Genomic DNA, 25,323 nt, shown 5'->3' with positions numbered 1-25,323 from the left:
GTGGTTCCTGGCGGTGCGGGCGGATCGGCCTCGTACCGGGTCGTACTCGGCCGCATCCGCCCGTGCCGTCAGGGACCACCTGGGCGCGAAGACCGCGAACAAGACTTACAGGCCACGGCCTAGGCACGAAAGAAGGCTCGTACCGGGACGAGTACCCGGCACGAGCCCTCCTTCGCTCAGTAAAGCGTGTAGCCACCGTCGACCGCGAGGGTCACACCGGTGACATACGATGCCGCGTCGGACAGCAGCCACATCGCCGCCTGTGCCTGCTCGACCGGTTCGCTGCCCCGGCGCAACGCGTGCGTCGCCTCGACCGTCTTCACGTAGTCCGGATTGAGCTTGATGTACTCGAGGTACATCGGAGTCTTCGCCGTCGACGGACCGATCGCGTTGACCCGGATGCCCCGCTCACCGTATTCGGCCGCGGCCGCCTTCGTGAGCCCCATCAGCGCGTGCTTCGACGCGGTGTACTCCGCCGCCTTCGGAATGTAGATGAAGGCCCCGACGGACGCGGTGTTGACGATCGATCCCCCGCCGGTTTCGAGCATCGCCGGGATCTCGTGCTTCATGCACAGGAACGGCCCGGTGACGTTGATGGCGAAGATCCGGTCGAACTCCGCGCGGTCGATGTCGGTGAGCAGCTTGCCCGTGTTCGGGACACCGGCGTTGTTGAAAGCGCCGTCGAGCCTGCCGTAGGCCGACACGGCGGCGTCGACCATCGCCTTCACTTGATCCTCGTCGGTCACGTCCGTCGTGATGAACTGGACCTCGTGTCCCTGGCCCTTCAATTCCTTGGCCAGGGTTTCCCCCGCGTCCTCCGTGCGGTCGGCGATGGTGACCTTGGCGCCGTTCTCCGCGAAAAGCCGCACGGCGGCCTCGCCGATACCACTGGCCCCACCGGTGACGATGACGGATCTGCCCGCGATTCCGGACATGTCGTGCTCCTTCTGCCTTACCTGGTGGGATTTCAGACCGCGAGGTCCGTCTCGGGGCCGATGTACTCCTCGGCCTGGACGACCTTGCCGCCCTCGACGGTCGCGATCTGGATGAGGTGGACCTTGACCTCGGGGCCGTCCTCCCCCTGCGGCTTGAGCACACCCGAGGTCTGGGCGAAGAAACCCTTCTCGGTCAAGGTCACGCGGGAGTTGATGAACTCCGGCAGGCCGCCTCGGTCGTGCACCGCGTCGATGGCCGCCTGGAGAGACATCCACTTGTCGTCGGCGCTGTGCCACACCCGGCAATCCGGCGCGCAGATCTCGTAGAAGTGATCGACATCGGTCAGGGCCTTGAGCCAGCCCTGGGCGAGTTCTTCCTTGGTGGCTTCGGACATCGTCGTCCTCACTTTCCTGGGGTCACGGGGATCTGCTCCGACGATAGGGAGCTGAGGAGTGCCTCACTGTCCAAGAATCTGGACACTCAGGACTCGTCCGCGTACAGCACTCCGGCCGTGATCAATTCTTCGATCTCTTCCGCGGTGAGCACTTCACCGGCCACCGCACGGGTGTCGGCACCGACCTTCGGCGCGCGACCGGCACGATCCGGGCGTTCGCCGTCGAAGGTCCACGGTGGACGGAGCAGGGCGAGACCGTCGTCCTGGCGTTCCACGAGATCCAGATGCCGCACCTGTTCGTGGTCGAGGTAGCCGTTCATCGACAGCACCGGGGCGAAGGGAACATCGTGATCGGTGAGGACCTGTTCCCAGTGTTTCTCCGGTTTGGCCGCGAACTCCGCCTCGACTATGGGGACCAGCTCGAAGTAGTTCGCCTCGCGGGCCCGATACTCGGCGAAACGCGGGTCCTCGGTGAGGTCCATCCGGCCCATCGCCCGGCACAGCGAGGTCCAGAACTTCTGCGACGACGACAGGTGCACGGCCAGGTACTCCCCCGTGGACGTCGGCACACAGAAGTTCTGCGCCTGCGGATGACGGCTCGTACGGCTGGGATCATGGCCGAGCTCGAAGGCCTGCGTGACGCCGTCGGTGATGAGGACGCTCACCGCCTCCATGATGGAGGTCTCCATCCGCTGCGGCTGCCCGGTCTTGAGCCTGCCCACCAACGCGGCCAGCACACCGGTCGCCGTGCTGAGCCCGGTGACCAGATCGGCACTCAGACCGCCGGCGAGCTGCGGATGGTCACCGTCGCTGAACAACGAGTAGAGGCCGCCGAACGCGTGGCCGATCGTGTCGTAGGCGGGCCGGTTCGCCAGCGGGCCCCCGGATCCGAAGCCGGTGACGGATCCGTAGATGACATCCGGACGCAGGGCCCGGCAGTCGTCGGGCCCCAGGCCCATCGCGGCGACCTTGCCGGGCCGGAGGTTCTCGAGCACGACGTCGAAACGCGGCACGAGCGCCTTCACCACGGCGACCCCGTCGGCGGATTTGAGATCGACCGCCAGGCTGCGTTTCCCGGTGTTGTACTGCCGGAAATACGGGCTGCGGTCGTTCTGGTGACGGCGGAAGTCCTCGCCGGAGCCGGGGCGTTCCACCTTGACCACCTCGGCGCCGAGCGCGCAGAGCATCGACGTCCCGAACGGGAGCGCGATGTAGCCGCCGATTTCGAGGATCCGGATGCCGTCGAGCGGCTTGTGCTGCATGCTTCCTGCCTTCCGGAGAATTCTACATATTTTATATAATCTACGGTAAGGTCGGTCAAGGTAGCGAGCGACAAAGGAGCCGAACGCGATGAGTGCGCCGACCGAACTTTGGCAAGGTCACTACGACAAGTTGTTCATCGGCGGCCAGTGGGTGACGCCCGCGTCCGACCGCGTCATCGAGGTGGTCTCCCCCGCGACCGAGCAGGCGGTGGCGCGCGTACCGGAGGCCGTCGAGGCGGACGTCGACGCAGCCGTGGCCGCGGCGCGCGAAGCGTTCGACAACGGTCCGTGGCCCCGGCTGCCGCTCGACGAGCGCATCGCCGTTCTCCGCAAGCTCAGCACGGAACTCGCCGCGCACGAGTCGGACGTGGCCCATCTGGTGAGTGCCGAAATGGGTTGCCCGATCACACTGTCGACCAAGATGCAGGCGATGGGCCCGCGTTTGCTGCTCGACGCGTTCCTCGATCTCGCGCCCGCCTATCCGTGGTCGGACACCCGACGGTCCGCCACGGGGCATGCCCTCGTCACCCGCGAGCCGGTCGGTGTCGTCGCGGCGATCGTGCCGTGGAACGCGCCGCTGCTGATCACCATGATCAAACTCGCCCCGGCCTTGCTCGCCGGCTGCACCATGGTCGTCAAGCCGTCGCCGGAGACACCGCTCGACGCGTATCTGCTCGGCCACCTCCTGGAGCGGGCGGGCCTGCCCGCGGGCGTGGTGAACATCGTTCCGGCACAGCGGGAAGTCAGTGAACATCTCGTGCGTCATCGCGGCGTGGACAAGGTGTCCTTTACCGGGTCCACGGCGGCCGGCCGCCGGATCGCCGCCCTGTGCGGGCAGGATCTGCGGCGCGTGACACTCGAACTGGGCGGCAAATCGGCCGCCGTCCTGCTCGACGACGCCGATCTCGACGCCGCGATCGCCGCCGTCCGCGCGGTTTCGCTGCGCAACAGCGGACAGGTGTGCAGCAACAAGACGCGGATCGTGGTGGCGCGTACGCGGCGGGACGAACTGCACGACCGGCTCGTCGATCTGATCTCCTCGATGCCCGTGGGCGACCCGCTCGACCCGGCCACCGAGGTCGGACCGATGGTGAGCGCGGCGCAGCGGACCCGCGTCGAGGGGTACATCGCCGAGGGCAAGGCGTCGGGTTCGACAGTGCTCGTCGGCGGCGAGCGCCCCGAGGGGCTCGACCGCGGCTGGTACGTCGCGCCGACGGTCTTCGCCGATGTGGATCCGGACGCGAAGATCGCGCAGGAAGAGATCTTCGGCCCGGTGCTCACCGTGCACACCTTCGACACCGAGGCCGAGGCGGTGGCCATCGCCAACAACTCGGAGTACGGCCTCAACGGCTCGGTGTTCGCCGCCGACCCTGAACGCGCACTTTCCGTCGCCCGTCGGATCCGGACCGGGACCGTGGAGGTCAACGGCAACCCGGTGGGCTTCACGGCACCGATCGGCGGCTTCAAGAACAGCGGTATCGGCCGCGAGGCAGGCCTCGAAGGGTTCGACGCCTACGTCGAGCTGAAGTCCTACGGCCTCCCCCACTGAAAGGCGACCAGCATGGGAACACTCGAAACGGCGGCGGCCCGGCTCGTCACCGACCTCACCTACGACCGGATCCCGGCGGACGCGCTCGCCGGTGCCCGCCGTCTCCTGCAGGACCAGCTCGGTCTGCAGGTCGGCAGTGCGGCCCTTCCGTGGAGCCAGGCGATCCTCGACCTCACCAAGTCGGCGCACGCGCCGGGCACCGCGCACGTGACCGCGACCGGCGACGCGATGAGCGCGGCCGACGCCGCCTTCGTCAACGCGACGTTCGGCCACGGCTTCGAGTACGACGACGCGCACCGCGCGAGCTCGTCTCACCCCGGCAGTTGCGTGGTCTCCGCGGCGCTCGCCGTCGGTGAGGAGCTCGGCGCCACCCTGCGCGACGTGGTCACCGCCGTCGTCGCCAGCTACGAGGTCTACACCCGTATCGGGAACCTCGCCGCCCCCGAACTGCTGGAGCGCGGCTTCCACCCGCACGGCCTGTTGTCGAACTTCGGCGCCGCCGCGGCCACGGCCAAACTGCGCGGGTTCGACGTCGAGACCACGGTCCACGCACTCTCGATCGCCCTGAGCCACACCTCGGGCACTACGGAGTACACGTCTTCCGGCGGCTCGATCAAACGCGCGCACTCCGGTATCGGCACCCGCAACGGAATCCGGGCCGCCGAGCTTGCCGCGGCAGGCATCACCGGCCCGACGACCTTCCTCAGCGGCCGCAAAGGCTTCTTCCAGACTTTCGCCGGACGCTCGGTGACCGAGACCGACGCCTTCGACCCGGACCAGCCCTTCGAGATCACGCGAGTGTGGATCAAGCCGTACTGCTGCTGCGGGATCAACCACGCCTACATCGACGGCGCCCGCCGGCTCGCCTCGCGCGTCTCGGAAATCGACTCGGTGCTGTTGGGCATCCAGACCGGTGGTGACGTCATCATCGGCAATCAGAATGCGAACGCCTATGCGCCAAAGATCATCGAGCATCTGCAATACAGCCTGCCGTTCCAGTTCGCGTTGTCGGTCTTGGGGTATGGCAACGGGTTCACGACCCATCACGACTATCTGGCCGGGCGGCTCGACCTCGGTGAGGGAAGCGACGTCGACGCGATGGCGCGCCGGGTCAAGATCGAGGTCAAACCGGAGTTGGACCGGGCGTACCCGGGCCGCTGGGTCGGCGACATCGCCGTCACCTATCGGGACGGCACCACCGAGCACGTGTTCGTCGACAATCCCGCCGGCACGGCGGAGAACCCGATGTCGCAAGAGGATCTGGACGCGAAGTTCCGCGACGTCACCGTGGGAGCTCTGGGGCGGGAACGAAGCGACGCCCTGCTGCGGGCGATCCAGACGCTGGATCCGGACCAGCCTGCGGTCGAGTTCGCCGCCCTGCTGAAGGCCTGAACCGCAATTAGTCCTCTACTTGCGATGGAATCGCAAGTAGAGGACTAATTGCTAGGCGCGGAAGATCGTCTTGTACTCCAGGTACGCGTCCACGCTCTGCGGTCCCAGCTCACGGCCGATCCCGCTCTGCTTCACCCCGCCGAACGGCGTCTCGATGGGCAGGGTCGACGTGTTCACCCCGACGCTGCCGCTCACGATCCGGCGAGCGACCTCCGTCGCCCGGTCGACATCCGGCGAGAACACACCACCACCCAGCCCGTAGTCCGAATCGTTCGCGATGGCGACAGCCTCGTCGACGCTCTCGTAGGGCATCACGACCAGCACCGGCCCGAAGATCTCCTCACGCGCGATCCGCATGTCGTTCGTGACGCCGCGGAAGATCGTCGGCTCGACGTAGTAGCCGCGGTCGAGCCCGGCCGGCCGCCCACCGCCGAGCACGAGCTCCGCGCCTTCGGACCGGCCGAGCGCGATGTAGGACTCGACGCGGTCGCGTTGCGCCGCGTTCACCAGCGGTCCGAAGAAGTTCCCGGGATCCGTCGGATCTCCCTGCGGGATCGCACTCATCGTCTCGCTGAGCATCTCGACGATCTCTTCGTACCGCGAAGCAGGCGCCAGCACCCTGGTGAGCGCCCGGCACGTCTGCCCGGTGTTCGGCGCGCAGGCGGACATCACCAGCGGCCGGAAGGCGTCGAGATCGACGTCGTCGAGCAGGATCCCGGCGGACTTGCCACCGAGTTCGAGGGTGACGTGCTTGAGTTGCTTCGCGCATTCGACCGCGATCGCCTTGCCCGCGACCGTCGAGCCGGTGAACGCGACCTTGTGCACGCCGGGATGCGCGACCAAGGCTGCACCGGTTTCACGCCCGCCGGTGACGATGTTGACGACACCGTCCGGGATCCCCGCTGCGGTCAGGATCTCGGCGAACACGAACGCGTCCAGCGAGGTCTCCGGCGCGGGTTTGATCACCGCCGTGCAGCCCGCCGCCAGTGCGGGGCCGAGCTTCCACGCGATCAGCGGCTGCGGCCCGTTCCAGGGCGTGATCGCGCCGACCACTCCGACGGGTTCCCGGCGGACGACGGCGTCCCCGCTCGCGGTCTCGACGTGGCTCTCCGTCTCCAGTTTCTCCGCCAGCGAAGCGAAATACCGATAGGTGACGGGGACCTGGCTCTGCATCGCACGGGTGATGCTGATCGGTGTGCCGTTCTGCCGGGTGACCAGTTCCGAGATCTCCTCGGACCGGGCTTCGAAGGCGTCCGCGATCGCGCGCAGGTATCCGGCGCGGTCGGCGGGCGTCCGGGCAGCCCACTGCTCCCCCACCGCGGTCGCCGCCCCGACAGCGGTGTCGATGTCCGTGGCGTCGCCGTCCACGATGGACGCGAACGCTTCCTCCGTCGCGGGGTTGGTCACCGCGATACGGCCCGCCGAATGAGCGGGGGTCAGTCTGCCGTCGATGAAATGGTTCGTCATGGGGACTCCAGGGATTCTCAGAACTCGATGACGGCTTTGCCGCCGGTCTGCCGGTCGAAGGCCTCGTAAGCCTTGACCGCGTCGTCGAGTCGCCAGCGGTCGGTGAAGACGCGGTCGGCCTCGACCTCGTGAGCAGCGATGAACCGGGCACAATCGACCTGCCCGACCAGGGAGAACGTGTACGAGCCGAGGACGGTCAGCTGTTTGCGGATCAGATCCGGGCTGACGTCCAGGGTGACGTTCGAGCCTTCGCCGACGAAGGCGACCGTGCCCCATTTCGCCGCCGACTTGACCGCGGCGGCCCGCGCGGGCGGGGCTCCGGAACAGTCGAGAGCCTTCGTCACGCCCTTGCCACCGGTGAGGTCCCGGATGGCTTCTACGGGATCGGTGGCGCTCGAGTCGACGGTGTCCGCGGCTCCGAAGTCGGTCGCCCGCTCGACTCGTGCCCGCTCGATGTCGACCGCGATCACCCGGGCGCCCATCGCGGCCGCGAGTTGCACCGCCGCCTGGCCCACCGGGCCCTGCCCGAACACGGCGATCGAGTCGCCGGCACCGACGTGCAGCCGGGTCAGCGCACCGAACGCCGTGCCGGTCCCGCAGGAGATCGCCGCGCCGGCGGCGAAACTCAGTTCGTCCGGCAACGGGACGAGAGTACGGGCGGGCACTTTGAGGAAGTCGGCGTGTCCGCCGTGCGCGGTCGCGCCGTAGATGACGTTCCCGCGTTCGCACAGTTGCGGCCAGCCGGTGCGGCACTGGTCGCAGAACCCGCACCCGTCGTAGTGGTGGACCATCATCCGGTCCCCCACCCGGACCGCGCGGGGGTCGACGTCCGCGCCCACGGCGGCGACCACGCCGCACGGTTCGTGTCCGCCGATGATGCCGGCGTCGTCGCCGGTCAGGCCGAACGCGGCGAGCGCCTGCCCGGCCGGGGCCCGGTAGAAGTGCAGGTCGCTGCCGCACATCCCGGACGCCTTGATCTCCAGAACCACTTCGTCGCGGCCCGGAGCGGGGTCGTCGAAATCCTGGATCTCGACGACCCGGTCGCCCTTGAAAACAACTCCACGCATGTCTCGTCCTAGGGGTAGTGAGGGTCAGTGGACGGCGGCGAACATCAGGCTTTCTTCGTCGGCTTCCTCCGGGGAGAACTCGGCGGCGATACTGCCCGCGCGCGCCACGAGCACGCGATCGGACAGGGCCTGGATCTCCGGGAGGTAGGACGAGATGACCACGACCGCGACGCCGTCGTCGGCGAGCGCGCGGATCATCGCGTGGATCTCGGGAATGGTGCCGAGGTCCACGCCGCGCGTGGGTTCGTCGATGATCGCGACGAGCGGTTTGCGGGTCAGTCCCTTGGCCAGCACGACCTTCTGCTGGTTGCCACCGCTCAGTTCTTCGACGGTCGCCTTACCGGGCTGCAGGGTACGCACCTGGAAGCGTTCGACGAACCGTTTCGCCACTGACGTGCGGTTGCCCGGCCGATAGAAGAACGGCAGGCGCAGGGCGCTGCACAGATGGCCGAGGTAGATGTTGTCGGCGATCGTCAGGTGGCTGAAGAACCCCGAAGCCTTGCGGTCTTCGGTGATGTACACGATGCCCGCCTTACGGGCGTGGCGCGGTGTGCGGAAGCGGACCGGTTTCCCGTTCAGCCGCACCGTTCCGCCGCGCAGCCGTCGCCGTTTCATCACACCGCTGACGATCATCGCGGTCTCACTGCGGCCGGCGCCGACCAGACCGTAGATGCCGACGATCTCGCCCGCGTACGCCGAGAACGCCATGTTGCGTACCACGGGCAGCAGCGTGACGTCCTCCACCTGCAGCGCCGGAACGGGTTCCGGTGCGCGGCCGGGCAGCACGCGTCCCATTTCGACGGTGCGCCCGACCATCATCTTGACCACGCGTTCCCGGCTGAACTCGAGACGCGAGAGGGTTCCCTGGACGACGCCGTCCCGCAGCACCGTGATGCGATCCGCCTGCTCGAACGCCTCGTCGAGCATGTGGGTGATGAAGATGACGCCGATCCCGCGGCGTTTGAGCCGCTGCATCGAGAGGAACAGCTGGAGCCGTTCCTCGGGCGTGACCGAGGACGTCGGCTCGTCGAGGATGACGAGTTTTGCGTTCCGGTGGACCGCCCGCGCGATCTCGACCATCTGCTTCTGCCCGATGCCGAGCGCTCCGGCGGGAACGTCGGGCCGGATGTGGAAGTTGTGCGACTCCAGCAGTTCGCGGGCCGCGACGTTGAGGCGCCCGAGGTTGTTGAACACCTTCTCGTCGCCCATGAACAGGTTCTGCGCCACCGTCATCGACTCGACGAGCGAGCCCTCTTGGTAGACCATCGCCACCCCGGCCTCGACCGAGTCGCGCGGCGTCGTGAAGGACCGCTTGCTCCCCTCGATCTCCAGCGTGCCGGAGTCGTGCGCGACCGCGCCCGAGATGATCTTCACCAGCGTGGACTTGCCGGCGCCGTTCTCCCCCAGCAACGCGTGGATCTCGCCCGGCCGAACGTCGAAGTCGACGCCGTCGAGGGCATAGGTCCCGCCATAACGCTTGCTGACGTCGGTCAGCCGGATCACCGGTTTCACCCTCGCACCTCCAGAAGATTTCCGTAGCCACGCGTCGCCGCGAGCACGCCGTCGTCGCGCACGGCCACGCCGGTGACTCCGTGTCGAGCGCTGTCGACGCGTGCGTGCGCGCTTTCGGCCACCCGGCCCGCACCGTCCACCCGGAACACGAGCCCACACGATCGGGCGGGCGCCCAGCTCTTCACCACACCGAGTACGCGCAGCTGCCCCATTTGCATGGTTTCCGTGAACGGGCTCCCACCGCGCAGGCGAGGTACGAACCACTCCTCCGGACTGATCGTCCCGGTCATCTCGGCGAGCACTTCGGGCTCGTCGAGGAGCATCTCGGTGACCCGGTTGCGGATGTAGGGCGCGGCGAACCATCGACCGGAGATCCGCCCTGGGTAGACGGGCAGATTCGCGATCAGTGCCTTCCCCGGCCTACCGAGCGCGTCGGGCGATCGCGTCTCGACGCGGTGTTCGAGACTGAGCGACACGAGCACTTCTTCGTCCGTAGCCTCGATCCCCGACGGCCAGGCCAACCCTTCGGCTGCCACCTCGGTGCAGGTGCCGTCCACCCGCACGATCGCCCCGGATCGGTCTCCGCTGACCAGCGCGCGGGCCCACTCCTGCTCCGTCGTCGAGCCGACGGTGGCGAGCAGCGAACCGTCCGGCGCCACGGACAGATCGGTCACGCAGGACGTGACCGGTGCGGCAGCGCACACCTCCTCCGAAGTGGCGGCCGAGACGATCCCGACGCCGTCCACCGCGGCGAGGATTTCGTCGCCGCGTACGGCAAGCGCCGCGACGCGGCCGCCCACGTCCGCGACGCGCACCACGTCGCCGCCGCGCAGCGCGAGGATCAGGTTTCCACTGCTGAACACCACGTCGCCGGAACCAGTGACCACGACGTCGTCCGGCTCGAATTCACCGGACGGGAGCAGCTCGGTGGCTTCGTCGAGCCGGAGATTCGGCCGCAGCCCGGTGTCCATGGGCGGCACACCCCGGCGCCGTGCCCAGTTCGGATTGATCAGCTCCTTGAGCGTGGAAAGACTCATCGGGTCACCTCCGCGACCGGACGCGCACCTGCCGTGCCGGGTACGGCCGAGGGATCGATGTCGCCGATCTCGGCCGGATCCAGCGCCAGCCGGCCGATCCGGTTGTTGCTCACCCCGCACAGGTACAGATGCCCGTCGCGTTCCTTGACCGCGGTGACCATCGGATAGTTCTCCATCGTTTCGTCCCACAGCACCGAGAGGATCTCCCCGCTGTCGCTGAACTTGATCGCGCACGACACGTTCAGCTGCGGCACCACCCAGTTGTCGACGGACACCTCGCGGGTCATCCGCCGCCGGGCCGACGGGTACCGGCCGAGCAGATCCGACATCTGGGTCCGCATGGCGCACAGCGGCATCCAGTAGTTGCCGTCCGAGGAGCGGTTGATGTTGTCCGGGTAGCCGGGCAGGTTCTCCAGCACCGGTTCGAGCCGTCCCTCCTTGGGGCCGGAGATCCACAGCCGGTCGACGCGGCACAGGCCGGTGCTGGCGATGAGGATCGACTCCCCGTCGTGGGAGGTGCAGACCCCGTTGGGGAACACGTAGTTCGACACGACCACCTCGGTGGTTCCGTCGGGCCGCACCCGCACGATCCGCCCGTTGGGCCGGAACTCGACCAGCTCCAGCAGGAAGTCCGCGGTGTTGGTCCGGGTGGAGAAGTCCGAGGCGTAGATCGACCCGTCGGGCGCGATGTCGAGGTCGTCGATCGCGCGCAGGCCCGAGTCGTCGATCAGTGACAGCGGGCTGCGTTTGACCTGGTTGGCGACCAGTTCCGGTTCGCCGTCCTGGCCGATGCGGTAGATCCCCATGCCGCCGACGGCGACGACGAGCCTGCCCTCGGCGTCCCAGACGTGCCCGCACGGGAAGCCGCCGGTGCGGGAGAAGACCTCGCCTTCGGTGTCCTCCAGCCCGCGGAAGCGCCACACCCAGCCACGCTGGTCGCCGCAGTACACGTTGCCCTCGGCATCGACGGCGCAGTCCTCCGCGCCGCGGATCTTCCCGAGCCCGACCGGTGGCGCGTCGGTGAGCCGCCGGTTCGGGGACCAGACGGTGCCCGGTTCGGTGACGTCGATCAGCGGACCGAGGGACAGCCGGGCGGGGTCGATCTTCAGCTTCTCGACCGCGCGCTGCCGGTACTTGCCCCATTTCAGGTCCAGGATGGTGAACACGGCGAGCACGGCCGCGAGGACGACGGTGTAGAACGAGCCCTGCGCCCCGTCGGCGACGGTCGCCTGCTGGATGATCGCCACCACCGCGACCCCGACGGTCGCCCGCAGCACCGAACCGCGCCCGCCCTGGATGCTCACCCCGCCGAGGACGACGGCGGTGAGCACGATGATCTCCCACCCGTGTCCCACGTTCGGGTCGGTCCTGGCCAGCCGCGCCGAGGTCAGGATCGCCGCGGTGCCCGCCAGCGCGCCGGACAGCACGTACGTCCAGAACGTCACCGCGGTGACAGGGATGCCGTTGCGCCGGGCCGAACGCCGGTCCGAGCCGGTCGCGGTGACCCACCAGCCCCAGCGGGACCGGGTCAGCGCGAGATGCACGACGAGCAGCACCACCGCGAAGAGGAACCAGGCGGCCGGGACACCGATGATCCGGCCGTTGCTCAGGAAGTCCCACACCAGGGAGTCCTTGGCTATCCCGATCCGGGTGCTGTTCGCGTTCTGCAAGACCGAAGCGGCGCCGCCGAAGGCGATCAGCGTGACCAGGGTGGTGATGAACGGGCGCATTCGCAGGATCGCGATGAAGAACCCGTTGACCGCCCCGAGCAGGGCACCGGTCACGATCGCCGCCGGGACCACCACGGCCGTCGGCCACAGCCACACCCGGTCCGCGACCAGAGCGCCGAGCGCGCAGACCCCGACCATGGAGCCGACCGACAGGTCGATGCCGCCGCCTACCAGGACGACCGTCAGGCCGATCGCCAGCAGACCGAACTCGGCCATCTCGTCCAGCACCAGCGGCGCGTTGTCGGCGCCGACGTTCGTGGTCATCAGGACGTACAGGCACAGCGCGAGCGCGAGTACCAGCGGGACGGCGCCTTCCATCCACCGCTTCTCGAACAGGTCGGAGATCGTGCGGAACCGCGCGATCCTTTCGGTGGGCCTGCCACCGGTCATGCCGAAGGCGTCGAGCCCGCGCCGCAGCGGGGAGAACCCGCGAGGGCGCACTGGAGACGAAGTCGTCATCGGTGCCGTCCCCTACTGGCTCTCGTAGCAGGCGATGGTGGTCTTGTCGATGTTGGTCTTGTCGACGATCGTGTCCGACACGTAGGCGACCGAGTGGGTGCTGCCGGGCTGCGCGCCGTTCATGATCAGGTTCTGCGCGGCGACCGCGCCCGCCGCGCCGATGCCCTGGACGTCGTAGGCGGCCGAGGCGGTCACCAGGCCCTGCTTCAGGGCGGCGCACCAGTTGCTGTCCGCGTCGAGGGTGTAGACGCCGACCGAGCCGGGCTGCACCTGGCCGCGCGATTCGGCGGCCTTGACCGTCTGCCCGACCGTGATCGAGTTGAGGTCGAAGGTGACCATGAAGCCGCAGAGCTTGCCCTGTTGCTGCTGGAGCACCGATTCGGCGGCCGCCTGCGCCTGGGCGTTCTGGAACTGCGAGTGGGCGACGAGGACCTTGTAGCCCGCCGGCTCCACGACGTCCTTGATTCCCTGGTTCCACAGGATCGACGCCGGGTCGTTGCCGGGACCGTCGATGATCGAAAGGGTCTTCGGCGCGTTGCGGCCGTCGCAATCGGACATCGCGCGTTTGGCGATCGACTGTGCCGCACCGTAGACGTCGACACCGACGAAGGCGTCGCCGAGCCGGGCGGACATCATGTTGAGCACCACCGTGTAGATACCGGCCTTTTGTGCCCGGTCGATGGCGTTGTCGAGCAGGCCGAGATCCTGGTTCTGCAGCACCAACACGTCGGCGGCCTTACGGGCGATCAGGTCGTTGATGGTGCTGATCATCCGGTCGCTGCTGAAGTTCGAGTCGTACACCTTGAACTCGGCGCCGAGTTTGTCGAAGGTGCGCTGCATCGTCGTGCCCCAGTTCTCCGTGAGCTGATAGCCCTTGAAGAGGATCGGCACGAACGCGATCTTCTTGCCCTTCATCGTGTCGAGCGCCTTCTGCCGCGCGGGCATCAGTTCCACAGTGGACCCGAACGCCTGGTTGCCGTTGCCGGACTTGGCTTCCGAGGAACCACTGTCGACGGAGCAGCTCGCGACGGCGGTGGCCGTCACCGCGGCCAGCGCGAGGGCGACGATCTTCTTGGTGAGTTTCATGGTTCCGTTCCCGTTCACAGTTCGCCGGATTTCTCGGTTTCGTCGTTGCGCGGATGCAGCCACGCGTCGAACGCAATCGCGGCGGCGAGGACGCCGCCCCGGATCAGGTCCTGCACCGCGGTGCTCAACCCGTGCAGTACCAGCAGGTTGTTGAGCACGCCGACGAAGAGGGCGCCCGCGAGGACGCCGAGGATGGTTCCGCGGCCACCGGAGAGCGACACCCCGCCGATCACGACCACCGTCAGCGCGGTGAACAGGATCGGGGCGAAGGACGTGACCGTGGTCTGCACGCTCCCTTGCAGGGAGACCGTGACGAAGCCGGCGAGTGCGGCCAGCAACGCGGAGAGCACGTACGTGAGGATCTGCAACGGCCGGACCGGGGCGCCGGTCGACCGTGCCGTCGCGAAGTTGTCCCCCATCGCGCGGATCAGCCGCCCCGGCGAAGTGAAGGAGACGAACAACCACGCGAGCAGGAACACCGCACCGGCGATCAGCACCGGGCGGGGCACCCCGAACACCGAGCCGCCGCTGAGCTCGGCCAGGAACGACGCCGGCGGCACGCCGTAGACGTTCTCGGTGAGGAACAGGATGTCGATGCCGCCGATGGCGAGCATGCCGGTCGCGAGCGTCACGAACAACGCGGGCACCTCGAACAGGGCGACGAGGACGCCGTTGACCAGGCCGATCGCCAGCGCCAGCGCGGTCATCAGGGCGATCGCCTGCCATTCGGGCATGCCCCGGTCGATGAACGCCAGCGTCGCCTGGGCACAGCCGAGTCCGATGCCCGCCACGGAGAGATCGAGTCCCTTGCCAAGGATCACGATCGCCTGGCCGATGGCCAGGATGCCGAACGCCGCCGACAGATTCAGGATGCTGGCGAAGTTCCCGGTGCTCAGGAAGTTCGCCGTGGTCAGGCCGCCGGCCAGCGCCAGCAAGACGGTGATCGCGAGGACCGGATAGGTCTGGTCGTAGCCACCCAGGCGCGCACGAAGCGACCCGCGTGGCTTCGTTGCCACAGTAGTCATGGAAATCCCGTATTCGGTCAGGAGGGAAGGACCGGGCGGAGCCGTTTCGTGAACTCGGTGACGTCCTCGACATTCCGCAGGTCGAAGACGGCTTCGATGACGGCGTCCGCGTCGGCGTCGGTGAGGACGTCCTCGACGTTGTGCCGGAATTTGGCGATCAGTTCGCCGTCGGCCATGAACGTCGCCGGGTCGGGCGAAGGACTGCCCTTCGGATAGGCGCGTTCACCGGTGAAGGTGGTACCGCGAGCTTGCACCTCGACGCGGGATCGCCGCGCCGCCGGGTCGCCCCGCAGGGCCGCGGTGTAGTCCGGGTGTTCCCGGAAGGTGGCTTTCTTGGTCAGCTCGAGCACGGACGGGTCGAGTACCGCTTCCGGTGTCTGCCAGTCCTTGCCCGGCGGGATCCGGTGCGCGGCCATCGCCAAGCCGTGCGTCATGCCGAACTGGGCGTCACGCGGATTCCGGATGTTCTCGTTGACCCACACCGGCTGCAGCACGAAGCTCTCGCCCCACGCGTCGATGGCGTCGATCTCGTCCGGGCGGATGTCGTGGGTCTCGACGATCTCGGTCAGCGCGTCGAACAGCGCGTGCATCACGCGGCAGTGCGGGTACGGCTTGAAGGACTGGAACGGCGTGAAGGTCCAGTCGGTACCCAGACCGGCGGTGATCGGTGCCGGCTCCCACCGGGAGGTCCCGATGAAGCGCGGGAAGCCGTACTGACGGTCGTCGAGCATCTCCCGGTCGCCGGTGTGCCCGAGTTCGGCGAGGTTTGCAGCCGTGACGGCGGACAGCGCCATGCCGCCGGCGAGCTGGTACTTGATCGTGGTCGACGGGGCATGCATCATCCACGCCCGCTGGGTGTTCGTGGGGACCGTGGAACCCATGATCCCGAGCGCGTCGGCCAGGGTCTCGCCGGAGAATCCCTTGACCACACCGATCGCGGCGGCCGCGCCGAACAGCGTGCTGCTGTAGCCGATGACCTCAGGGATAGTGACGACGCCGTCCTTGATGTCGCGCAGGTAGTCGGTCGCCTTGCCGATGCGGAAGGACATCTCGTGCGCGACCGCGATCGCTCTCAGGAGGTCTTCACCACTACTCCGCAAGGACTCGGCCGTTGCCAGCGCTCCGGGCAGGACGTACGGCGTCACGTGGCCGGGCGGCAGGACGGCGTCCTGGTCGAGGGCGTTGATCAGTTCCGCGTTGGCGAAGGCCGCACCCGGAACCGACGTCGTGGTCCCCGTGCCCAGAATCGACGCGAATCCCTCGGTACCACCGAGGTATCGGCCGTATGCGACGCCGCGTTGAGCGCCCTCGTCATCGAGGGAGGCGACAGCGCAGCCGAGCGAGTCGAGCAGGATGCGCTGGGACTCGCTCACCACCTCGTCCGGCAAGTTCCGGATTTCGGTCTCTGCCGCGAATTCCGCGAGTTGCTCGATGATCGTCGGCATCTTCTGCGCGCTCCCTCGGTGATCTGTGCCACGTTGCGGGAGTCAGTGTGACCGCCGATCGGACCAGGCCACATCTGTCGCCGGTCGGAGTTCCTTTCTTACCGGCGGCCGATTTCACGGATTGGGCTGGACAGTGGATCGCGCACTACATATGATGCGCGGCCACTCAATTGGCGTTCGTCCGGCGTAGCCAGCGGGAGACCGCCTCGGCCCGGTTGGCAGCGCCGAGTTTGCGCAGAATATGGGTGACGTGGGATTTCACGGTCCCCTCGGAAATGAAGAGTCGCCCCGAGATCTGCTGGTTCGACGCACCCGCTGCCAGCAGCCGGACGATCTCGGTCTCGCGCTGAGTGAGCCCGAAGTCCTCTCGCGCGATCTCAGGCGCCCGCACAGGCGGACGACCGCCCGGCGCGACGAGTCGCTCTATCCCGTCGGCCACTGTGGACAGTCCATCCAGGATGGTCACTCGGGCAAGGATCTGGCTGAGCCCCTCCGCGAAGAGATTGAGCATCGCTCGGTCGGTCGCGTCGACGTCGCGGCGCTGGTGATAGCAGTCACCGTGGACCAGACCGACCACCTGACCTTGGACGGTCAGCGGCGCGATGCCGTAGGAGCTACAACCAGAGATCCGGACCAGGTTCCGCGCGACGCGGGGGTTGTTCTGCACGTCGTACACCAGCCCTGGCCTCGCCTGCGAGACGACGTCGGTCTCGACGAGTGTGCCGTCGAGCCGGGGCGGATTCGCCTGCCCTGCCGCGACCATCTCTTCGGCCATGCGTGGATCGCGGATGATGCACATGGTGTGCAGCTTCCAGACCGAATCCTCCACCTGCGACACCAGAGCGCGGTCGAAGCCGAGACTGCAGCATGCCTCGGGAGCACGAGTGAGTAACTCCTCCACACCGGTCACGTCACGAACCTCGGCCAGCGCGGAACGGACGCGGTCCAGGAGGCCCGCCCCGGCGGCGAGCCGGAAGTCGGTAACGGCCGACTCTGCCGCTCGGATGCGGGCGAGCAGTCCAGTCAACCGTCGCCGACGCTCCGGCGGGACGGGCGAATCGGCCGACCGCATGGTCTCCGCCAAAACCGCGTCCCACATCGCCGACAGCGAGCGCAGCGCGTTCGCCGTGTTACCCGCCGGACCGCGCGGTGGGGTGAACTCCCGGTCCAGCACCGCGCCGACCTCGGCGGCCAACTGTTCGAGCCGGGCGCCGAGGTCGCCGCCGAGCACGGCACCGTCGGGTAGCCCGCGAAGACGTTCGAGCCTCATTGCTCACTCCACGACGAGCGGAAAATACACAATATAAATTGCGTCCGCGCCCGGGTCAACCTGACTACGGATCACTCCGCCTTCGACAGGTTTTCCTCGAAGAACGGCGTGGCCTCGTCTACGGCGCGCTTCACGTACTGCGGGACGTCGTAGAAGTCCAGGTGCGTGCCACCTTCGACGACCACCAGCTTCTTCGGGCTTCGAGCGCGAGCGTGCAGTTCGGTGGTGTGCCACAGCGAACCCGCATCCCCACCGGCGATCGCCAGCAGCGGCTGGGTCAGCAGGTCCTCGACGAGATGGAAGGCGTCGAAGGCGAAGATGCGGCTGATGCTCTTGGCGAAGAGCTTCTTGTTCTGCGCGTTGGCGTGCTGGGCGCGGGGGGTCAGGTAGTAGTCGTGCGCCTCGACCATGTCGCGCGGGGTGTTCTCGTCGGTCTCCGCCGGAACGTAGGGGATGTAGGCCGCATCCGCGCCCTGCGCCTCGGCGGCACGCTGCTGCGCGGCGGCGTCGAGGGTCGGGACGGCCGCGGAGTCGGGATCCGAGCCGAACCAGCCCTTGCGATAGGCGCTTCCGATGTTGACCACACTGACGGTCCCGACAGCCTTGATCCGGTGGTCGGTCATGGTGGCATTGACGGCGTAGCCGCCACCCGCGCAGATGCCGAACACACCGATCCGCTCCGTGTCGACGTACTCGAGAGACTGCAGGTGGTCGACCGCGGCGCGGATGTCCTCGACACGGGCGGCGGGGTCCTCGAGGAAGCGCGGCTCGCCACCGGACTCGCCCTGATAGGAGGCGTCATAGGCCAGGGCCACGAAGCCCTGCTCGGCCAGCTTCGAGGCGTAAAGGCCGGCGGTCTGCTCCTTCACACCGCCACCGGGGTGCACGGTGACGATCGCCGCATAGCTGCCTTTCGGATCGAAGTCGGCGGGCAGGTACAGGTTGCCCGCCATGGTGATCGGGCCGTTGGGGAAGGTGATGGCTTCCATTCTCAAGGCTCCTAGAGTCGTCATGCCCGGCCGCTCCGGGCTACGACTCCACATTGCGGCTTCGCGGGCGCGTGTGGCAGATGCCCTCTATCGGGGGTACTGGCAGCCCCTGCATCAGGGTCCGGTCCAGGCTTACGCTCAGGTCATGGAGATCGCCAAGGACCTCAGGGACTTCCTGATGACACGCCGTGCGAAAATCGCGCCCGACCAGGTGGGACTCGTGTCCGGCAGGCGGCGCCGGGTCCCGGGTCTGCGGCGTGAAGAGGTCGCGATGCTGGCCGGAGTGAGCACCGAATACTACGTCCAGATCGAACGCGGCCAGGTCGCCGGCGTCTCCGACGAGATCCTGCACTCGATCGCCACCGCGCTCCAACTCGACGACGTCGAGACGACACATCTGTTCGACCTGGCGAGGGCGGCCACCAAACACGCGGGCAAGCGCCCGGGCCGGGTACGGTCGTCACGCCAGACCGTCCCGGAAGGACTCCAGACGCTGCTCGACAGCATGGTGACCGCGCCGGCGATCGTGCAGAACGGCCACCTCGACATCGTCGCCGCGAACGCCCTGGGCCGTGCCCTCTACTCCGAGGTCTTCGACCGGACGACCGGGACACCCAACCTGGCGAGATTCATCTTCCTCGACGACCGCGCAGACGAGACCTTCCCCGACTGGGAGAAGGCCGCCGACGACTCCGTGGCACTCCTGCACGTCGAGGCCGCCCGCGCGCCGTATTCGAAGGACGTGACCGGTCTCGTCGGCGCTTTGGCCACCAGGAGCGAGCCGTTCCGCACCCGCTGGGCCGAACACGACGTCGTCGCGCACCGGCGCGGCACGAAAACGTTCCATCACCAGGCGGTTGGCGACCTGACGCTGCGATTTGAAGGCCTCGACGTCCTCGGCAGCGCGGGACTCACCCTGATCGGTTACACCGCGGAACCGGGCTCGCCGTCGCAGGAGGCACTGCAACTGCTCGCCAGCTGGGCAGCGACCGAGAAGACCCGACAGGGAGAAAATCCCGTCCCGGCGGACTGAACGGGGCGTCCCTGCCGACCACTTCGACAGCCAGGTAGCGGTCGGGTGACGATGAAATATCGGCCGAAACGGTCAGTTCCACTTCGCCGACCCTTCGGTTGTAGGCATCGATCAAGACTCATGACGCGAGGTGGATTATGGGTTCCGCGGCCTGGCTCGCCACTCAAATGGATCAGCAAATGCTGGACAAGCTCATCGCGCACCACGCCGTGCCTTCTGAGAACCTGCCGCGAAAGTCAGGCGACCAGGTATTCAAAGAGATAGGAAATCGCCAACTCCTGCGCTACGTCGACATCTACCATGTCCATGAACCGGAGACCGGGCGGGACAACCTTCCCACATGGGTCACCCCGACCCCACTGTCCTGCGATGATCTCGATCATTACCTGGACCTGCCGTCACCCGATATACCGCGCACACACGTCGTGCGCATCGATCCACGATATATCGATGAAATTCGCGGACCACAATGGGTCGGCCTGGGTCTCGGTATTCAGTACCTGCTTCCGCGCGGATATCCATTGGACGCAGTCCTGGCCCCACATTGGGCTCACGAGGTTCGCTAGAAGGGCAATGAGATGGGCTTCGAAATTTCAGGCTTCTTGCACGGCGTGACGGAGACGCTTCAGGCGATGTACCAGAAAGCCGGCTACGAGCCGGTGTATTCAGCAGTCGAGCGCCATGGACTACTCGAATGGCGCGCTGTGAAGAAGCAGCCGACGGTACCCGAGGGCACAACAGAGCCGTTTCGCTACCTGGTCTTGCAGATCGAGATAGATCTTGCTTCCCCGGAGCCACACTGCGATCTCCGACTGAGCGTGGGCATCGACAACAGCTCAGGCTATTGCCGACGAATTTTGGAACGCCGTCGCGTACCGTCGTGGGAGACCTCACACGAACTGCAATCCCTGGAACGGCGATGGGTACAGAGCGCAACCGCCCTCAACGACAACCACATCGACGCTCTTTACAGCTCTCCGAGGGTGTGGGACAAAGACATAACCGCAGGAGCGACCACATTGACTGATTGACGTCACGATGTGGACCACGCCCATCCGTCGAGGTCGGGAGCGGCGATCCTCGATAGATGAGATCGCCCACTCCCGAACTCAGGTGACCAGTCAGTACGAACGCGGCAGGCCGAGCACCTGCTGCGAGATGTAGTTGCGCACCATCTCCTGTGAGAACGGCGCGTTGCGCAGCAAACGGACCTCCCGCCACAGCCGCTCGATGTGGTACTCCCTGGCGTACGCGTAACCGCCGAGGGTCGAGAACGCCCGGTCACACGCCTCGAAACCGGCCTCCGCTCCGAGGTACTTCGCGGCAGCGGCCTCCGGGCCGCACGGCTTCCCCTCGTCGAACAACTCCGCCGCGCGCATCGCCATGCCCTCGGCCGCTTCCAACCGGATCCACGAGTCGGCCAGCGGGTGGGCGACCGCCTGGTTCTGCCCGATCGGCCGATCGAACACCACCCGGTTCTTCGCGTACTCCGATGCGAGCTCCAAAGCGGCCCGGCCAAGACCTATGCCCTCCATGCCCACCACGATGCGCTCGGGGTTCAAGCCGTCGAGCAGGTAGTAGAACCCCTTGTCGACCTCACCGACCAGCCGCTCCTCGGGCACGAACAGGTCGTCGATGAACAGCTCGTTGGTGTCGATGGCGGCACGGCCCAGCTTGTCGATCTCCCGCACCGCGATGTGCTCACGATCCATGTCGGCGAGGAACAGCGACATCCCCCAGAGCGGTTTGTCGTCGCGGCGGGGCGACGTCCGCGCGAGCAGGAGGATCTTCTGCGCGTTCTGGGCGTTGGTGATGAAGACCTTCTGGCCGTTGACCTTCCAGCCGCCGTTCACCTTCACGGCCTTGGTCTTGATCCGCGAGGTGTCGACGCCGGCGTCGGGCTCGGTGACGCCGAACGCCATCAGCAGTTCGCCGGAGGCCAGCTGAGGCAGGAACTCGCGCTTCATCTCCTCCGAGCCGTACTTGACGACCGGTGCGGGCGGGAAGACGTAGAAATGGATGGCCGAACCGCCGCTCATCCCCGCACCCGAGGACGAGATCTCGTTCATCATCACAGCGGCCTCACGGAGACCGAGACCGATGCCGCCATACTCCTCAGGGATCATCGCGCCGAGCCAGCCGCCTGCGGCGAACGCCTTGATGAAGTCCCACGGGTACTCGTGCTTGCGGTCCTTGTCCAGCCAGTAGTCGTTGTCGAACTTCCGGGCCAGTTCCCGGGTGGCCGTCCGGACGATTTCGACGGTGTTCTCGGTTTCCGCCATTGCTGCTCTCCTAGTCTTCGTCCGCGAGGACGGGGATGTCTTCCAACGGCGTCGCCGGGTCCAAAGAGGACAGGTCGCCGACTGGCGTGCCGGTGAACCGTGATCGAATCGCGCGGCGCATGATCTTGCCGTTCTTGGTCTTGGGCAACGTCTTCACGACGTACACGGCCGGCGCGAACGACTTGCCCGCGTTTGCCAGCGCCGTCGCGCGCAGGTCGTCGCGGTCGACGTCCTGGTCCCGGAGCACGACGAAGGCCACCGCGCGCTGACCGCGGCGTTCGTCGGGGGCACCGATGACCGCGACCTCCGCGACTCGCCCGTCCTTCAGCAGCGCGGCCTCGATCTCGGCCGGACCGACCCGGCGCCCCGCCAGTTTCAGCGTGTCGTCCGAGCGGCCGTGGATCACCCACGAACCCTCATCGTCCACACTCGCCAGGTCACCGTGGACCCACACGCCGTCGAACCGCGCCCAGTAGGCGTCGAGGTAGCGCTCCCGGTCCTGCCAGAACGCGTGCGTCATCCCCGGGAAGGTGTTGCGGACCGCCAGTTCGCCGATCGCGTCCACGACCGGTTTCCCGTCGTCGTCGAGCACCGCCGCGTCGACGCCGGGCAGCGGCCCGGTGAACGCCGCCGGCGCGGCGGGCAGGAACGGATAGCCGATCAGGATGCCGCCGCCGACCTCGGTGCCGCCGCTGTAGTTGACGATCGGGATACGCCGCTTCCCGACCTGGTCGAACAGCCACCACCAGGTCGGTTCGTCCCACGCTTCACCGGTGGAGACGAACGACCTCAGCGTCGCAAGAGCGTGCGCGGGCCGCTCCTCCGCGGACCGCAGGGCGCGCGCTGCTGTCGGGGCGATGCCCTGCACGGTCACGCCGTTGCGCTCGACGACGTCCCACAGCCGGTCCGCCGTCGGATGGGTGGGCAGCCCCTCGATCATGACGATCGTCGCGCCGAGCTGCAGCGGTCCGGCGATCAGCATCGGGCCGACCAGCCAACCGAGGTCGGTGATCCAGCAGACGACGTCGTCGGCATGCACGTCGAAGCCATAAGCGAAGTCGGTGGCGGTCTTGACCGCGAACCCGCCGTGCGAGTGCACGATGCCTTTCGGCCGCCCGGTCGTCCCGGACGTGTAGACGATGGTGAGCGGGTCATTCGACTCCGTGGCCGCGGTCTCGACCGGCGCGGGATCGGTGTCCAGTTCGTCGTAGTAGACGTCGCGCCCGAGGCTCATCGGCACGTCGATGCCCAGGTGCCGGAGGACGACGACCGCGCGGACGGACGGCGCGTCGGCGACCGCGGCGTCGGCGGTGGCCTTCAGCCCGATCTGCTTGCCGCGCCGGGTGGTGCCGTCCGCGGTGATCAGCGCGACGGCTTCGGAGTCCTGCATCCGGGTGGCCAGCGCGTCGGACGCGTAGCCGCTGAAGGCCGGGACCGACACCGCGCCGAGCATCGCGATCGCCAGGAAGGCGACGACGGCTTCCGGGACGACGGGCATGAACAGCACGACCCGATCACCTCGGGACACCCCGAGCGCGGCCAGGTTCGCGGCGAACCGGCGCACCTGCTCGTCCAGCTCGGCGAAGGTCAACGTCCGACGCTGTCCCGAGTCGCCTTCGTACACCACGGCTAGCTTCTCGGAGTGCGCGTGACGATGGGCTGCCAAGGTCGCGACATTGATCCGGCCGTCGGGGAACCACCGAGGGAACGATTTGCCTGCGGATTCGTCCAGCACCCGGGTGAACGGCTCGGCGAACTCGACACCAAGGTCGTCGACCACCTCGCGCCAGAACCACTCCGGGTCCGCGATGGCCCGGCGATTCAGGTCCTCCACCCCGGCGAAGCCCCATCGGCGCAGCGCGGCCAGCAGGCGGCTGCGTTCCCGGACCGCGTCGTCCGGGACCCAAGCGATGTCAGGCATGGTCAGTCCTGCTTCACGGGGCGCTTCATCATGAGCCCGGCGCGCAGCGCGTCACAGACGATCTCGTCGCGCTGGTTGATCCCGAAGTGCCGGAACATCACGATGCCGGAGTCGTCGCGGCTCTTGGACTCGCGCTTGCTGACGATCTCGGTGCGCACGTGGATGGTGTCGCCGTGGAACACCGGTTTGGGGAACTTGATCTGCTCGAACCCGAGGTTGCCGAGCGTGGTCCCCTGCGTCGTCTCCGGCACGGTCACCCCGGACACCAGCCCGAGGATGAACAGGCTGTTGACCAGCCGCTGACCGTAGATCGAGTTCTTGCTGTACTCGGCGTCCAGGTGCAGTGGCGCGAGATTCAGCGTCATCACGCTGAACAGGGTGTTGTCCGCCTCCGTGACGGTGCGGCGGGTCGGGTGGTCGATGACCATCCCGGGTTCGAACTCCTCGAAGTACAGGCCTGCCATTGGATGATCCTTTCAAAAATATTATATATGTCTGGCGTCACGCGTGGATCGACAAGGCATCCGCCAACTCGATGACACCTTCGGCCGTCTTCACGTGCGCGATGTCGATGTGCTGCCCCTCGAAGTCGACTGCCGCGCTGCCCGCGGCCTCCGCCTCGCGGAACGCGGCGATCATCCGACGTGACTGCTCGACCTGCTCCGGCGACGGCGCGAACACCTCGTTCGCCACCGCGACGTGCGACGGGTGGATCGCAACCAGGCCCCGGTAGCCGAGCCCGCGGTTGTCCAGGCAGAACCGGCGGCAGCCGTCTAGATCCTTGATGTCCTGCCACACGCCGGCCACCGGATGGTGCAGGCCATTCGACCGGGCCGCGAGCACCAGCCTGCTGCGCAGGTAGAGCGTCTCCAAGCCGGCCGGGGTGAACTCGAAACCGAGCTCACGTCCGACGTCGGCGTTCGGCCCCGTGGCACCCAGCAACGACGCCACCCGCGGGCTGGCGGCAGCGATCTCTTCGCAGTGCGCCATCGACGTGGCCGTCTCGAAGCTCAGGATCAGCTTCACCGAACCGGGTTCGAGTCCGTCCCGCTGCTCGAGATGGGTCAGGACGCCGTCGAGGCGAACGATCTCCCGCGCGGTGAACACCTTCGCGAGGAACAGCCCCGCCAGACCGGGACGAACGATGGCTTCGAGGTCGGCGCTCAGCAGGCCACTCACCTCGGGGTTGGCCCGCACCCAGAGGTCGGGGCGCACCCCGTCCGCGGTCAGCCGTTCGATGGTGCCGGCGACGGTCTTACGCGCCTGATCCTTCTCCGCGGCCGGGACCGAGTCCTCGAGGTCGAGGATCAAGGCGTCCGCCCCCGAGGCGATGCCCTTGTCCGCCCAGGCCGCCTTGTGGCCGGGGACGAAGAGCATCGAGCGATACGGTTTCATCGTGCGTCTCCCTTGACTTCCTCGAGCAGTTCGCCGTCGTTAAATATAAAATATATACTACGGCCCTGCCCT

22 protein-coding genes are annotated in these 25,323 nt (G+C 67.3%); 5 read left to right on the top strand and 17 right to left on the bottom strand.

Features of this window, described 5'->3' with window-relative positions:
* Positions 1-176 precede the first annotated feature (176 nt).
* The 3 genes from ED92_RS38155 to ED92_RS38145 form a co-directional block, all read right to left on the bottom strand.
* Positions 177-935 carry an SDR family NAD(P)-dependent oxidoreductase gene (locus ED92_RS38155; RefSeq protein ID WP_037347254.1) on the bottom strand — a complete coding sequence of 253 codons (759 nt, stop codon included), beginning with the start codon at positions 933-935 and terminating at the stop codon, positions 177-179.
* A 32-nt stretch (positions 936-967) separates the two neighbouring features.
* Positions 968-1,330 (bottom strand): hypothetical protein, encoded by a 363-nt coding sequence (locus ED92_RS38150; RefSeq protein ID WP_052121192.1) that lies wholly within the window; start codon positions 1,328-1,330, stop codon positions 968-970.
* Between the two features lie 86 nt (positions 1,331-1,416).
* On the bottom strand, positions 1,417-2,592 hold the full coding sequence (locus ED92_RS38145; RefSeq protein WP_037347251.1) for a CaiB/BaiF CoA-transferase family protein: 1,176 nt from the start codon (positions 2,590-2,592) through the stop codon (positions 1,417-1,419).
* An 88-nt stretch (positions 2,593-2,680) separates the two neighbouring features.
* Between ED92_RS38145 and ED92_RS38140 the strand changes: the two genes are divergently transcribed.
* Both ED92_RS38140 and ED92_RS38135 read left to right on the top strand, forming a co-directional pair.
* The gene (locus ED92_RS38140) at positions 2,681-4,141 is read left to right on the top strand and encodes an aldehyde dehydrogenase (protein WP_037347249.1); all 1,461 of its coding nucleotides are present in this window, start codon (positions 2,681-2,683) and stop codon (positions 4,139-4,141) included.
* Between the two features lie 12 nt (positions 4,142-4,153).
* Entirely contained in the window at positions 4,154-5,533 is a 1,380-nt protein-coding gene (locus ED92_RS38135; RefSeq protein ID WP_037347246.1) for an MmgE/PrpD family protein, read from the top strand.
* 51 nt (positions 5,534-5,584) lie between these two features.
* On the opposite strand, the gene ED92_RS38130 is transcribed toward ED92_RS38135, so the two are convergent.
* The 10 genes from ED92_RS38130 to ED92_RS38085 all read right to left on the bottom strand — a co-directional run bounded on the left by ED92_RS38130 (position 5,585) and on the right by ED92_RS38085 (position 18,620).
* Positions 5,585-7,000, bottom strand: a complete 1,416-nt coding sequence (locus ED92_RS38130) for an aldehyde dehydrogenase (RefSeq protein WP_037347244.1) — start codon at positions 6,998-7,000, stop codon at positions 5,585-5,587.
* Positions 7,001-7,017: 17 nt separating this feature from the next.
* Positions 7,018-8,067, bottom strand: a complete 1,050-nt coding sequence (locus tag ED92_RS38125; RefSeq protein WP_037347242.1) for a zinc-binding dehydrogenase — start codon at positions 8,065-8,067, stop codon at positions 7,018-7,020.
* A 24-nt stretch (positions 8,068-8,091) separates the two neighbouring features.
* Positions 8,092-9,579, bottom strand: a complete 1,488-nt coding sequence (locus ED92_RS38120) for a sugar ABC transporter ATP-binding protein (protein WP_037347241.1) — start codon at positions 9,577-9,579, stop codon at positions 8,092-8,094.
* Positions 9,576-10,616 carry a hypothetical protein gene (locus tag ED92_RS43575; protein ID WP_037347240.1) on the bottom strand — a complete coding sequence of 347 codons (1,041 nt, stop codon included), beginning with the start codon at positions 10,614-10,616 and terminating at the stop codon, positions 9,576-9,578. The genes ED92_RS38120 and ED92_RS43575 overlap by 4 nt, the downstream gene beginning before the upstream one ends.
* Entirely contained in the window at positions 10,613-12,805 is a 2,193-nt protein-coding gene (locus ED92_RS38110; protein WP_081976045.1) for an SMP-30/gluconolactonase/LRE family protein, read from the bottom strand. The genes ED92_RS43575 and ED92_RS38110 overlap by 4 nt, the downstream gene beginning before the upstream one ends.
* 12 nt (positions 12,806-12,817) lie before the next feature.
* Positions 12,818-13,891, bottom strand: a complete 1,074-nt coding sequence (locus tag ED92_RS38105; protein ID WP_152611136.1) for a substrate-binding domain-containing protein — start codon at positions 13,889-13,891, stop codon at positions 12,818-12,820.
* A gap of 14 nt (positions 13,892-13,905) precedes the next feature.
* Positions 13,906-14,916, bottom strand: a complete 1,011-nt coding sequence (locus tag ED92_RS38100) for an ABC transporter permease (RefSeq protein ID WP_081976044.1) — start codon at positions 14,914-14,916, stop codon at positions 13,906-13,908.
* 17 nt (positions 14,917-14,933) lie between these two features.
* Positions 14,934-16,361 (bottom strand): MmgE/PrpD family protein, encoded by a 1,428-nt coding sequence (locus ED92_RS38095; RefSeq protein ID WP_037347236.1) that lies wholly within the window; start codon positions 16,359-16,361, stop codon positions 14,934-14,936.
* A gap of 166 nt (positions 16,362-16,527) precedes the next feature.
* Positions 16,528-17,631, bottom strand: a complete 1,104-nt coding sequence (locus ED92_RS43570; RefSeq protein ID WP_052121186.1) for a LuxR C-terminal-related transcriptional regulator — start codon at positions 17,629-17,631, stop codon at positions 16,528-16,530.
* Positions 17,632-17,702: 71 nt separating this feature from the next.
* Positions 17,703-18,620 (bottom strand): alpha/beta hydrolase, encoded by a 918-nt coding sequence (locus tag ED92_RS38085; RefSeq protein WP_037347233.1) that lies wholly within the window; start codon positions 18,618-18,620, stop codon positions 17,703-17,705.
* Positions 18,621-18,765: 145 nt separating this feature from the next.
* Here ED92_RS38085 and ED92_RS38080 point away from each other — a divergent pair, with 145 nt between their 5' ends.
* The 3 genes from ED92_RS38080 to ED92_RS42630 all read left to right on the top strand — a co-directional run bounded on the left by ED92_RS38080 (position 18,766) and on the right by ED92_RS42630 (position 20,684).
* The gene (locus ED92_RS38080) at positions 18,766-19,653 is read left to right on the top strand and encodes a helix-turn-helix domain-containing protein (RefSeq protein WP_037347231.1); all 888 of its coding nucleotides are present in this window, start codon (positions 18,766-18,768) and stop codon (positions 19,651-19,653) included.
* 179 nt (positions 19,654-19,832) lie between these two features.
* The gene (locus ED92_RS42635) at positions 19,833-20,219 is read left to right on the top strand and encodes a hypothetical protein (RefSeq protein WP_152611135.1); all 387 of its coding nucleotides are present in this window, start codon (positions 19,833-19,835) and stop codon (positions 20,217-20,219) included.
* 12 nt (positions 20,220-20,231) lie between these two features.
* Positions 20,232-20,684: a hypothetical protein gene (locus tag ED92_RS42630; protein WP_152611134.1), complete on the top strand. Its 453-nt coding sequence runs from the start codon at positions 20,232-20,234 to the stop codon at positions 20,682-20,684.
* Between the two features lie 90 nt (positions 20,685-20,774).
* On the opposite strand, the gene ED92_RS38075 is transcribed toward ED92_RS42630, so the two are convergent.
* The 4 genes from ED92_RS38075 to ED92_RS38060 are packed head-to-tail and all read right to left on the bottom strand — an operon-like array spanning position 20,775 to position 25,251.
* Positions 20,775-21,935, bottom strand: a complete 1,161-nt coding sequence (locus tag ED92_RS38075) for an acyl-CoA dehydrogenase family protein (RefSeq protein WP_037347230.1) — start codon at positions 21,933-21,935, stop codon at positions 20,775-20,777.
* Between the two features lie 10 nt (positions 21,936-21,945).
* Positions 21,946-23,856 carry an AMP-binding protein gene (locus ED92_RS38070; protein ID WP_037347227.1) on the bottom strand — a complete coding sequence of 637 codons (1,911 nt, stop codon included), beginning with the start codon at positions 23,854-23,856 and terminating at the stop codon, positions 21,946-21,948.
* Positions 23,857-23,858: 2 nt separating this feature from the next.
* On the bottom strand, positions 23,859-24,320 hold the full coding sequence (locus tag ED92_RS38065; protein ID WP_037347224.1) for a MaoC family dehydratase: 462 nt from the start codon (positions 24,318-24,320) through the stop codon (positions 23,859-23,861).
* A 37-nt stretch (positions 24,321-24,357) separates the two neighbouring features.
* Positions 24,358-25,251, bottom strand: coding sequence for a CoA ester lyase (locus ED92_RS38060; protein WP_037347222.1), 894 nt, complete (start codon positions 25,249-25,251; stop codon positions 24,358-24,360).
* Positions 25,252-25,323 lie beyond the last annotated feature (72 nt).

The sequence above is a fragment of the Amycolatopsis sp. MJM2582 genome, from assembly GCF_000754115.1.
GTDB classification, from domain to species: Bacteria; Actinomycetota; Actinomycetes; order Mycobacteriales; family Pseudonocardiaceae; genus Amycolatopsis; species Amycolatopsis japonica.
Note: the sequence above shows the minus strand (reverse complement) of the source record. Positions and strands in the feature narration are given on the sequence as shown.